The organism is Mycobacterium sp. E1715 (assembly GCF_001667625.1).
GTDB lineage: Bacteria > Actinomycetota > Actinomycetes > Mycobacteriales > Mycobacteriaceae > Mycobacterium.
Window position 1 is genome coordinate 1 of sequence record NZ_LZJJ01000097.1, and the last position, 10,279, is coordinate 10,279.

15 protein-coding genes are annotated in these 10,279 nt (G+C 67.0%); 7 read left to right on the forward strand and 8 right to left on the reverse strand.

The genetic code is table 11. From position 1 onward, the window contains the following. The coding region (locus A9X03_RS29690) for a hypothetical protein (RefSeq protein WP_197696021.1) at positions 1-268 on the reverse strand (268 nt) is incomplete at its 3' end. On the opposite strand from A9X03_RS29690, the gene A9X03_RS05510 reads away from it, so the two are divergent. After that, entirely contained in the window at positions 206-1,495 is a 1,290-nt protein-coding gene (locus A9X03_RS05510) for a bifunctional diguanylate cyclase/phosphodiesterase (RefSeq protein WP_231975352.1), read from the forward strand. The genes A9X03_RS29690 and A9X03_RS05510 overlap by 63 nt on opposite strands. A gap of 20 nt (positions 1,496-1,515) precedes the next feature. Here the strand turns inward: A9X03_RS05510 and A9X03_RS05515 are convergent, their stop codons facing one another. From A9X03_RS05515 to A9X03_RS05530, 4 genes are all read right to left on the reverse strand, one after another. Continuing rightward, the gene (locus tag A9X03_RS05515) at positions 1,516-1,986 is read right to left on the reverse strand and encodes an SRPBCC family protein (RefSeq protein ID WP_067785278.1); all 471 of its coding nucleotides are present in this window, start codon (positions 1,984-1,986) and stop codon (positions 1,516-1,518) included. Beyond that, positions 1,976-2,686 carry a DUF899 family protein gene (locus tag A9X03_RS05520; protein WP_068260043.1) on the reverse strand — a complete coding sequence of 237 codons (711 nt, stop codon included), beginning with the start codon at positions 2,684-2,686 and terminating at the stop codon, positions 1,976-1,978. The genes A9X03_RS05515 and A9X03_RS05520 overlap by 11 nt, the downstream gene beginning before the upstream one ends. Positions 2,687-2,826: 140 nt before the next feature. Beyond that, the gene (locus A9X03_RS05525) at positions 2,827-3,630 is read right to left on the reverse strand and encodes a HugZ family protein (RefSeq protein WP_068260046.1); all 804 of its coding nucleotides are present in this window, start codon (positions 3,628-3,630) and stop codon (positions 2,827-2,829) included. A gap of 33 nt (positions 3,631-3,663) precedes the next feature. Then, a complete protein-coding gene (locus A9X03_RS05530) occupies positions 3,664-4,482 on the reverse strand; it encodes an NlpC/P60 family protein (RefSeq protein WP_156746482.1) in 819 nt (272 codons plus the stop codon). A gap of 160 nt (positions 4,483-4,642) precedes the next feature. Between A9X03_RS05530 and A9X03_RS30065 the strand changes: the two genes are divergently transcribed. The 3 genes from A9X03_RS30065 to A9X03_RS05545 all read left to right on the forward strand — a co-directional run bounded on the left by A9X03_RS30065 (position 4,643) and on the right by A9X03_RS05545 (position 6,137). After that, on the forward strand, positions 4,643-4,963 hold the full coding sequence (locus A9X03_RS30065; RefSeq protein WP_068260052.1) for a hypothetical protein: 321 nt from the start codon (positions 4,643-4,645) through the stop codon (positions 4,961-4,963). Between the two features lie 45 nt (positions 4,964-5,008). After that, positions 5,009-5,239 (forward strand): DUF167 domain-containing protein, encoded by a 231-nt coding sequence (locus A9X03_RS05540; RefSeq protein WP_067750748.1) that lies wholly within the window; start codon positions 5,009-5,011, stop codon positions 5,237-5,239. 82 nt (positions 5,240-5,321) lie between these two features. Continuing rightward, positions 5,322-6,137, forward strand: a complete 816-nt coding sequence (locus A9X03_RS05545) for a PPOX class F420-dependent oxidoreductase (protein WP_068260055.1) — start codon at positions 5,322-5,324, stop codon at positions 6,135-6,137. A 90-nt stretch (positions 6,138-6,227) separates the two neighbouring features. Here the strand turns inward: A9X03_RS05545 and A9X03_RS05550 are convergent, their stop codons facing one another. The 3 genes from A9X03_RS05550 to A9X03_RS05560 form a co-directional block, all read right to left on the reverse strand. After that, positions 6,228-7,100, reverse strand: a complete 873-nt coding sequence (locus tag A9X03_RS05550) for an oxidoreductase (protein WP_068260057.1) — start codon at positions 7,098-7,100, stop codon at positions 6,228-6,230. 28 nt (positions 7,101-7,128) lie between these two features. Then, entirely contained in the window at positions 7,129-7,905 is a 777-nt protein-coding gene (locus tag A9X03_RS05555; RefSeq protein WP_068260059.1) for an SDR family oxidoreductase, read from the reverse strand. A 245-nt stretch (positions 7,906-8,150) separates the two neighbouring features. Then, positions 8,151-8,741, reverse strand: coding sequence for a TetR/AcrR family transcriptional regulator (locus A9X03_RS05560; protein WP_068260062.1), 591 nt, complete (start codon positions 8,739-8,741; stop codon positions 8,151-8,153). A gap of 98 nt (positions 8,742-8,839) precedes the next feature. Here A9X03_RS05560 and A9X03_RS05565 point away from each other — a divergent pair, with 98 nt between their 5' ends. The 3 genes from A9X03_RS05565 to A9X03_RS05575 all read left to right on the forward strand — a co-directional run. Next, complete coding sequence (locus A9X03_RS05565; RefSeq protein WP_068260064.1) at positions 8,840-9,157, forward strand: NIPSNAP family protein; 318 nt, start codon at positions 8,840-8,842, stop codon at positions 9,155-9,157. Between the two features lie 14 nt (positions 9,158-9,171). Beyond that, positions 9,172-9,555 carry a DUF4267 domain-containing protein gene (locus A9X03_RS05570; RefSeq protein ID WP_068260067.1) on the forward strand — a complete coding sequence of 128 codons (384 nt, stop codon included), beginning with the start codon at positions 9,172-9,174 and terminating at the stop codon, positions 9,553-9,555. Beyond that, on the forward strand, positions 9,552-10,279 hold a 728-nt coding region (locus A9X03_RS05575), incomplete at its 3' end, for an FAD-dependent oxidoreductase (protein ID WP_156746483.1). The genes A9X03_RS05570 and A9X03_RS05575, both read left to right, overlap by 4 nt.

Genomic DNA, 10,279 nt, shown 5'->3' on the forward strand with positions numbered 1-10,279 from the left:
CTGGCTGCCGTACCTGGCCGTGCTGCTGGCCATTGCCGTTGCCGCCGTGCACTTTTGGCCGGCGTACCGGGGTGAGGCGTTCATCTTCTCGGTCTGCGTGGTGCTGTTCGTCACCACCGTGGCCCGCCACATCTTGCTCCTGGACCGAAAGCAACGCCTCCTCGCCGCGGTATCCGACGCCGCTTTGCGGGACCCGCTGACCGGGTTGGCAAATCACCGCCTGTTCAACGATCGCCTGGCGCATGCGCTTCGCCTCCACGTTCAGCACGACGTGCCCGTCAGCGTGATGACGGTGGGCGTCGACGATTTCAAGCTGGTGAATGACACGCTGGGTTACGACGTGGGCGACGAACTGCTACGCGACGTCGGCGAGCGGATCCAGGCCAACATCAGCGACAGCCACACCGTTGCGCGGATGGGGGGCGACGAGTTTGCGGTGTTGGTCGAGGACCGTCCCGACGTGGCCGAGCAGGTTGCCAACGGGCTGGCAAGGTCTTTCGAGGAACCCGTCGCCGTCGAGGATCACCGGCTGGACGTACGTCTGAGCATCGGCGTGGCCTCGGCCGGAACACAGGCCCTGACGCCGGGCGATCTTCTCAAACAGGCCGATGCCGCACGGTCGTACGCCCGGCTGCCCAGCTCCACCAACGTGCGGACGTTCAACTCTGAGATGGACGCGCAGCTCGCCGGGTTGCCGCCACATGCCGGTGCCATCGCGCGATTGCAACTGCTCGGCGAACTGAGACGGGCCATTGAGAACGATTCGCTGACCTTGCTCTACCAGCCGAAATTCTCCATGTCGACCGGTTCGGTGACCGGAGTAGAGGCGCTGGTGCGCTGGCAGCACCCGCGGTTCGGCGTGCTGGGCCCCGACGAGTTCTTACCGCTGGTCCGCGAGCACGGGCTGATACATGTGCTTACCGATCTGGTGCTGACGCGGGCCGTCTCCGACGCTGCCGCGTGGTACGCGGCGGGCACAGCGATCCCGGTCGCAATCAACCTGGGGGCGCCGTCTCTAGACAATGATGCGCTGCCGGACCGCATCATGTCCGTGCTCGCGGAGCGCGGGATGCCGCCCAGTTGCCTCACGATCGAGATCACCGAGGATTTGATGGTGGCCGACTTTGCGAGGGCCCGAACGGTGCTCAATCGTCTCCGTGAAAACGGCATCCGGGTGGCGATCGACGACTTCGGCAGCGGCTACGCCACTCTCACCTATCTGCGCGAACTCCCGGCCGACGAGATCAAGCTCGGCCGGGAATTCATAGCGCCGATCGTGCACGACGACCGGGCCGCCACCATTGCACGCTCGGTCATCGAGCTGGCATCCGCGTTCGGCATCGCCACCGTTGCGGAAGGTGTCGAGGACAGCGCCACCGCCCAGCGGCTCAAGGACTACGGATGCGATGCAGTACAAGGAAATTTCTTCTGCAGGCCGCTGCCCGCTTCCGAGATCTCCTGCGTCTCAGCGAATTCCACGCTGGCCGCACAGTAGCCGATCGGCGCCCCGAGTCATCAGCCCACCACCGAGCGCTCCAGCGAGGCCAGCGACTCGGCGAGGTAATCCTCAGCGAAGATCGGAATCTTGCCCACGCGGTCCCGGAAATCCTGCGATGTGCCGCTCCAGTCGTACGTGAGGGTGACGTCCGTTCCATCGCCGTTGGGGACGAGGTCGTAGCGCCAGAACCAGCCGCCGGCCGTATGGTTGCCGGCGTCGTCGAGCACGCCCGGCTTCCAGCCGATCGAGCGCTCCGCATCGAAGACATCGACCAGGTTGTGCGTGACGTAGTCGCCGCCGGCCTGTGGGAGGTACATGTTCATCGCGAACATCTGTCCCGCGGTGGTGATGGGGTCGGTGTCCACCGCATCGCGGACCCAATCGGTGGGCTCGGTGTTCTGGTGGCGGGACGGGTCGGCGAGGACGGCGAAGATCTCCGCCGGGGTAGCGGCGATGGTGCGGGTAACGACGTAGCGTTCAGCGTTCATGGTTGTCTGCACCTGTCCGGGGGCCGTAGGCGGCCGCGATGGCGGGCGAGTCGAGCCACCCCGAGTAGGTGGGCCGTGACGGCCAGCCTTCGGGCGAATCGAGCCATTCCTCTTGGCGGCCCCACGGCAGGATGTCGATCAGCCCGAATGTGTGACTCAGTTGCTCGGTGCCTCGCCCGTTGGTATGCCACGTGCGGTAGACGGTCTCGCCGTCGCGGAGGAACACGTTGACCCCGAAGCCGCCGCCGGGCGGCGCGTCCATGTCGGCGGCGAACGGGCTCTGTGAGGACGAATACCAGTCCATGCGGTTGCCGACCCTGTGCTTGTAGGCGAGAGCTTCTGCGATCGGGCCGTTCGTCACGATGACGAACCGGGCGTCATAGTTGTCCAGGAACTCCAGGCGGGTGAATTGCGACGTAAAGCCCGTGCACCCGCTGCACTGCCACTCCGCGCCGTCGGACCACATGTGGTGGTAGACGATCAACTGCGAGCGGCCGTCGAACACGTCCGCCAGGCGAATCGGCCCGTCGGCGCCCATCAGGGTGTAGTCGGGCAACTCGACCATCGGCAGACGGCGGCGCTGGGCGGCGATCGCATCCAATTCGCGGGTGGCCGCCTTCTCGCGTTCGCGCAGTTCGTCGAGCGCCGCGCGCCAGGTTTGTCGATCGACCACGGGCGGCAGGGTCGTGTGTACGGACATGGGATCCACCTTTGCTCGAAATTCGTCGGTCCGAAAGGTCTGACCGGTGGAGCGTGCAGAATTCATCGCTGCACGCCGCGGACCTCCACCCACCGGCTCCCTCGGCCGGCCTGCCGACCCCGCGCAACCGAGCCCGGCAGTTATCCGGGTCGCCCCGCACTTCGGGCCAAATCAGCTGTCGCCGAACGTAATTGGTCGGCAGAATGCAGCCGTTCCGGAAACCCGACGCGGGTGTAGGCCACCCCGCGCGGAGTGTGTACGCGCAGGTCCAGCCCGTACCGGTCGATGCCGGTGCACACCGCGGTATCGGCGTCCGGATAGCCGCCGAACGCGCGCGCCATCGCCGTCAGGGCGTCGCTGTGGTCGGCGTTGAGGTGCGCCAGGGCCCTCGGCGCGGCCGGCGCGACCCGATCCGGCGCGGCGGCCGCGTACTCGTCGCCGGTTGCCGAGTCCATCCGGCCGTAGCCACCCACCCAGCGCACCCTGCGCACGCTCAGCACCCAGAGGGTGAAGTCGGTGAAGTCGACGTAATGGCGGGCTTCGGGCACCGCGTTCAGGTAGGCGGTCCGCGCCGCGCCTTGGTCGTCGGCCAATGGGGGAGCGACCCTGCCCGCCAGGGTGATGCGGCCGCCCGCCAGCGGGTCAGGTTCGGCGGCGGGCGCGACGATGGACAGGCTCGCCCGCGGGTCGGCGGCCAGGTTGCGACCATGTTCGGCGAGGTTTGACACGCACAGCACCGGAGCCCCGCCCAGCAATCCATAGGCCACCAGCGACGCCCAGGGGTCGCCGTCGGGGGTTAACGAGGCCAGCGCGGCGGCGTTGGTGGCGGCCGCGATGGTGCGGGCCTGCTCCGCCGCCGATGGCCGCGTGGAGTTGGTCGGCGGCCGAAGCGGCGGGGGCGCGGAGGGCGCGCCGTCGGGGTCGCCATGGTCGCGAAGTGCCACGACCGCGAGGCTACTAGCCGGCGCGTGGGCGCCTCAGTCGATCGGCCGCCAGCCGCCGAGGACAGCCTCGCGGTACCAGCCCGATCGGTTGCGAACCTGGACCCCGAGACGGTTTTGGGCGTTGACTCGGCTGTCGATGATGTGGCCGTCGTCGACGTAGATGACGACGTGCGAGGCGCGGCTCGCATCTCCGTTGGGGTGCAGATAGATCAGATCTCCGGGCCGGAACGGACCTTCCTGCGGGACGCGGCGGCCCATCGGACCAGCGGTGCCGTCGGCCTGCTCGTGGACATCGCCACCGAACTTGATGCCGAGACCGTAGTTGTAGACCCAGGCGGTGAAATTCGAGCAGTCCAGACCGCGGCCGGGATCCCAGGCGGTCAACCCCTGCGGGGCGTCGGGGTCCGGATTCTCTCCGAGCGCGCCGGCATAGGTCGATGTTGGTGGCTGCCAGCCGGGGATGTGATGGTGGCGGTATTGCAGGCCCAGCGGGTTGCCGGGGGAGTAGACGTAGCGCAGGGCGACGGCAAGGACGCGTTCCCGTCTCCAGGTGCTTGCATCACAACGCGCGTCTTGCGGGATATCCGGCGGCGGCAGGGCGACGGACCGCGGGCCCCATCCTCGGTTGAGGTAATGCCCGTCGGCGTCCATGCGATACCAGTCGCCGGGAGGATCTTGCGTTTGCGGCAACCCGTCGCGGCTCGCGAAATCCGCTGTCAGGGAAGCCTTGTCGCATGCGAACGGGTAGGCGAACTCGTCGTTGTCCGCGTGAGATCGCCCGCCCGCCAGAGAAATAGCGATCACCGCAGCCGCTGTGCAGAGCATGGTCAACAGCGCCCGGGAACACTTCACGGAGTCACGCTACAACAGCGCCACACGACGCATTTTCCATTCCGGCATCGCATTACACCGCATCGCCGACGTGCGCGATCGGCTGCGGGCCCAACGACGGGTATTGACCTTTGTCCCCGGCTTCGTTCGATAATGCACATATCACGAGAGGAGGCCCGCGATGAGGACGGTCATTCGGCATCTTGTGGTCATCGCCATGATGGCATTCGCGTCGATGGCAGCCGTGACGATCGCGACGCCGGCCGTGAGTTCGGCCGACTGCGGCGCCGGCGAATGGTGGGACCCGACGGGCAAGGTTTGTCGACCCCTCGGGGTCGGGCCACAACCGTTGGCATGCGACCCGGGCCAATGGTGGGACCCGACGGCGAATGTGTGCCGGCTCCTCGGGGTCGGGCCACAACCGCTCGCTTGCGACAACGGTTGGTGGTGGGATCCCGGCGCCAACGAATGCCGCCCACCGGTGGTACCGCCGGCCGGCTAACGCGGCCTTCGCGCCTGTGCAACGGCGGCCGGTAGCTTTCGCCGCATGAACGACTCCGTTGTGGTGAGGGTCAAGCCCGGCAGCCGTAAGGGACCCCTCGTCGAGGTGGGTCCCAACGGTGAGCTGACGATCTACGTCCGCGAGCCGGCCGTCGACGGGAAGGCCAACGACGCCGTCACTCGGCTGTTGGCGGCCCATCTCCAATTGCCCAGGAGCCGGGTCGAATTGATCTCCGGAGCGGCGTCACGGCTCAAACGCTTCCGCGTAAATCCTTGAGGCGCGTAGGCGCGCGTCACATATCGCTGTCCTATCCCGTCTAGCGACCAGAGAGTACGACGGATGTCGGGAGGACGACACGATGAATCGCTTGAGTACGCCTGCGCAGGTCTATCTGATCGCGGTGACAGCGGCCGTGGGGGCGGTCACGGCCGGAATCGGGATCTGGTGCCTCGTCGATCCGGCTTCCTTCGCCGATTCCGTTGGTTTCGCTACGCACCGGCACTTCTTGCATGACGTGGGTGCGTTCCAGCTGGGCCTGGGCGTCACGCTGCTACTCGCACTGATCTGGGCGGACGCGCTGGCGACGGCGCTCGCCGGATTTCTGGTGGCGAACACCGTGCACACGGTCAACCACATCGTCGACCTCGACGTCGGTGGTTCCACCACGCAAGCGTGGGTGCTCGGTGGGACGTCGGCCGCCCTGCTCGTGGCGTTTGTGCTGCGGTTGCGCCAGCTCGGCCACGTGCCGGGCTCCGTGAGCACGGCGACCAGTCCGATGCTGGCGCCGTTTGTGCGTCAAAAGACCATCAGCCTCACCACCTTTCGCAAGGACGGCAGGCCCGGCTCCAGCCCGGTCAGCATCGTGGTGGACGGGGACCGCGCCTACTTTCGCAGTTTCGAACGGGCGGTCAAAGTGCGCCGCATTCGCCGTAACCCAAATGTCGAATTCGGCCCGGCGACCGCGTCGGGCAAGCCGACGGGATCCGCGCTGGCCGGCCGCGCGCGTCTGCTGGAGGGGGCCGAATACCAGCATGCGGCGCGTCTGCTCCGGCGGAAATATCCACTCCTGCATGGCGTGCTGGTGCCGTCGGCGCACCGGCTGATGCGGTCCAAGTTCGGCCGAACGATCCATGCGGAGTTGACTCCGATATCCGATTCCGTTGCCGGTCAATAAGTTCGGTTGTCACCGCGAGCACGGTGTCGGTGGGAGGTCCCGAGCGTTGCCCCGGCGTTCCGGGAGACCGTTCGGGGCCCGGCGTGCCGGTCAGGCGGCGATACCGTCCAGTTCGGCGATGTCCTCGGCGGTGAGGCGCAATCCCGCGCCAACGACGTTCTCACGCAAGTGCACCCTTGAGGAGGTGCCGGGGATGAGCAGGATGTTCGGAGAGCGCTGCAACAACCAGGCCAGCGCTACCGATATCGGCGGGGCCCCCAACCGGGCCGCGACCCTGGCAAGCGCCTCGGACTGGAGGGGCGTGAACCCGCCGAGCGGAAAGAAGGGGACATAGGCGATGCCGTCGGCTGCGAGGCGGTCGATCAGGTTGTCGTCGTCACGGTGGGCGAGGTTGTACATGTTCTGCACACTTACGATCGGGGCCATCGCGCGCGCCTCGGCGACTTGGTCGTCGGTGACGTTGCTGAGGCCGAGGTGACGGATTACGCCCTGCCGCTGCAGGTCGACCAGCGTCTCGAAAGCTGCGGCGATCGGCTCGGGTAGAACGCCTTGGGCATCGCCCATGCGCAGGTTCACCAGGTCGAGGACGTCGACCCCGAGCGCGTCGATATTTTCGTGGACCTGCCGGCGCAAATCCTCCGGTCGCCTTGCCGTCGGCCAGCCGCCCTCCGCGTCACGGCGGGCTCCAACTTTCGTCGCGATGAACAACGAGCGCGGGTAGGGATGCAGCGCCTCGCGGATGAGTGTGTTGGTAATCCGCGGTCCATAGGCGTCGCTGGTGTCGATGTGGGTGATGCCCAACTCGACGGCTTCGCGCAGCACAGCGATGGCTTCGTCCCGGTCGGCCGGCGGCCCCATGACCCACGGCCCGGCCAATTGCATTGCGCCGTAGCCGAAGCGGGTGACGGTCGCGTCGCCCAACGTCCAGGTGCCTCCGGGCAACGGGGTTGCGGGTGCATTCATTCGCAATCCTTTCGTGTCGGGTGGCGGCTCAACCGCGGTATCGCGTGGCCAGCTCTGGACTTTGTGCGGCGAAAGCCGCGAGGCCTGCTTGAAAAACGGCATCGAGCAGTTTGGTGTCCTCTACGCCTGGGGCGCAGACGGTCTCGCCGAACTGCAGCCCCCGCAAACTCGCGGTGACGACGTCGTCGGCGCTCATCCGGGGCAGCGCGCTGACGTCCATGTCCTGGCGCTCGTGAAACTCGGTTGCCACCACGCCAGGGCACACCACCTGCACCACGACGCCGGTCCCTTCGAGCTCAGCGGCGAGGGTTTGGGACATCGCGACGAGGTGGGCCAGCGTCCCCGCATAGACGGCGCGGCGGGGCATCTGGGAATGCGGCGCGGGACCGCTGAAGGCGATCATCCCCGCCATGTTGACGATCGCGCCTGTACCGCGCTGCTGCATCCCACTGATTGCGGCGCGGGTGAGCATCGTGGGGGCGAGGACCTTGACGTTCACCAGTTCCCTGGCCTTGCTCGCGGGCAGTTGGGCCAGCGGCATGTAGTGGGCGACCCCGGCGTTGTTCACCAGCAGGGTCAGGGGTTCGGTGGTGCAGATCTCGGCCACCCGGTCGACGTCATCGCTATTGGAAAGATCGGCGACGACGGTTCGGACCTTGACCTCCGGGTGGGCATCGACGAACGCCGCCAAGCGCCGCTCGCGCCTGCCCACGATCACCAGGTCGTACCCGTCAGCGGCCAGGCGTTCGGCATATGCCCTGCCGATGCCCGAGGTGGCCCCCGTGATGAGTGCGAGCTTGGTCATGTCACTGCCTCCTTCCGGGCGGCTGTTGCGCACAACGCCACGCCCTCCGATCGCCGGCTCGCGCCGAGAAACGCTGCGATGCAACGTCATACGGGCGAAGCCTCTTAAAATGCTTCAAGTTCTAAGCAGTTACCGTCATAACTCGCTTCGAGATCGAAGCATGCCCGGTTTTGGCGTGATCCCCACCACAGGCGCCAGAGTCCCGTCGGCTCGTCCTCGAGGACACGCGTCGTCCGCCGCTTGACTCAGCGTGACGGTTTCCCGCCGCCGGTGAATCGCTCGACGAGCAGTTCGAGCCGTTCCGCGTCCTGTCCGGGACGCAGGCGCCCGGTACGGGAGAGAGTGACTAGCCCGTGCAGGGCAGCCCACAACACTTCGGTGAGCGCGTCAGCCTGCTGTTCATCGGCGACCAGGCGTACCGCTTGCCGCAGTTCGGCAAAGCCTGCCGTGAGCTCCGGGGGAGTTTCTTCGTCGGCGAAGCGCAAGGTGGTCGCGCGGGTGAACATGGCGTCGTATACCGCCGGATTGTCGCGGGCGAAGTCAAGGTATGCCTGCGCAACTCGGGTAAGGACATCGCCGGCCGCTCCCGCTCCCGAACGGGCGTCGCGGATCGCGTCGGCGAGCTCGCCAAACCCGTCGACGGCCACGGCGTCGGCGATTTGTTCCATGCCGGCGAAGTGCTTGTACAGCACCGGCTGGCTGTATTCGATTTCGGTCGACAGCCGACGAGTGGTGACGGCATCCCAGCCTTCGGCCTCGGCCAACCTGCGGGCCGTCGTCACGATCAAACTCCGCCTTGCGGCCCGCTCCCGCTCCCGCCGATCCTCGATAGCCATACCCGATGGTAGCACGACTAGGAAAACTAGCGACGCTATTGACACGCCCTCGTCCGAGGGTTAGCGTCGCTAGCAGTGCGAGTGGAGGGAGTCAAGACATGTTCCAGCTCAGGATCTACACGCTGCGATCACCAGGCGCGCTGCAGCGGTATGCAACGGTGCACTGGGCACGCCACGTGCCCACCTTCGAGACATTCGGGATCGCCACCCACGGCGTGTGGACCGAGCGAAGCGGTGGCGCCAACCGACTCGTCGCGTTGATCCAATACCCAGCGGGTGCCGACCCCGAGGACCTCACTCGACGCGTCATGGCCAGCCCGGACTTCTCCGCCGACATGGCCGGCTTCGACGTCGGCGACATCGTCGATGTCGAGACGAAATTGCTTGAAGCAATGCCATTTTCACCAATCCGCTAGAAGGGGTATTCGACATGACCGTTACCATCATCGGCTATTCGCTCGCCGGACTGCTCGCCGCGGGCATCATCTTCATCGGGGCGCGTTTCCTGCTCGCACCGCGCGTCGCCGCCGCCGGCTATGGGGTACTGCCCGATCTCGACCAGCCGGGCGCGGGCGCCTACCTGAGCGTCAAGGGCGTGCGCGACATCGCGACAGGACTGTTCGTCATCATCCTGATGGTCGCGGGCACGCCCCACCTGGTTGGCTGGGTTATGTTGGCCGCCAACATCATTCCATTGGCCGACGCGGCAATCGTGTTGCGCAACGGCGGCTCCAAGTCGATCGCCTGGGGCGTCCACGGCGGCACCGCCGCCGTCATGCTCGTCACCACCGCGCTGCTGCTGGTGTCCCGATGAGAGCCGATCTTTTCTCACCGCCGGGAAGCGCCGGATACCGGGCCGCGACCAACCCGCACAACGCAACGGTGCTGCAGCGCCCCGCGGCCGTGGCTCACCCGCGCAGCACCGAAGAGGTCGCCCAGGCCGTACAGTGGGCCGCCCAGCGCAATCTCGGGGTCGCGGTCCAGGCCAGTGGACACGGGGCGGGCGCACCGATCGAATCCGATCGGTTGCTGGTGAACACCTCCGGGTTGAACACGGTGCGCATCGATACGCAAGCCCGTGTGGCCCGAGTCGGTGCGGGCGCAACCTGGGCAGCGGTCAACGCAATTGCCGAACGCGACGGGCTGCTGGGACTGGCCGGCACCTCGCCCACGGTGGCCGTCGCCGGTTACACGTTCGGGGGAGGGGTCGGGTTTTTGACCCGCCCGTACGGGATGGCCAGTTCGGCGCTGCTGTCCGTCGACTACATAGATGGCAACGGGCAGATGCGGCGGGCGGCGGAGGACGCGCCTGACGCCGCCGATCGCGGGGCGCTGTGGGCTTTTCGAGGCGGGGGCGGGGTCGGGGTGGCCACTGCGTTGACCGTCGAACTTGTTGCGCCCCAGGACCCGTGGGCCGGCTACCGGCTGTGGAGCATTGACGCGCTTGGACCTGTCGTCGATGCCTGGGCGAGTGCCATGAGCCAGATCGGTGATGCGCTCTCCACCAGCCTCAGCGTGCTGCGGACCCCGCCGGGTGC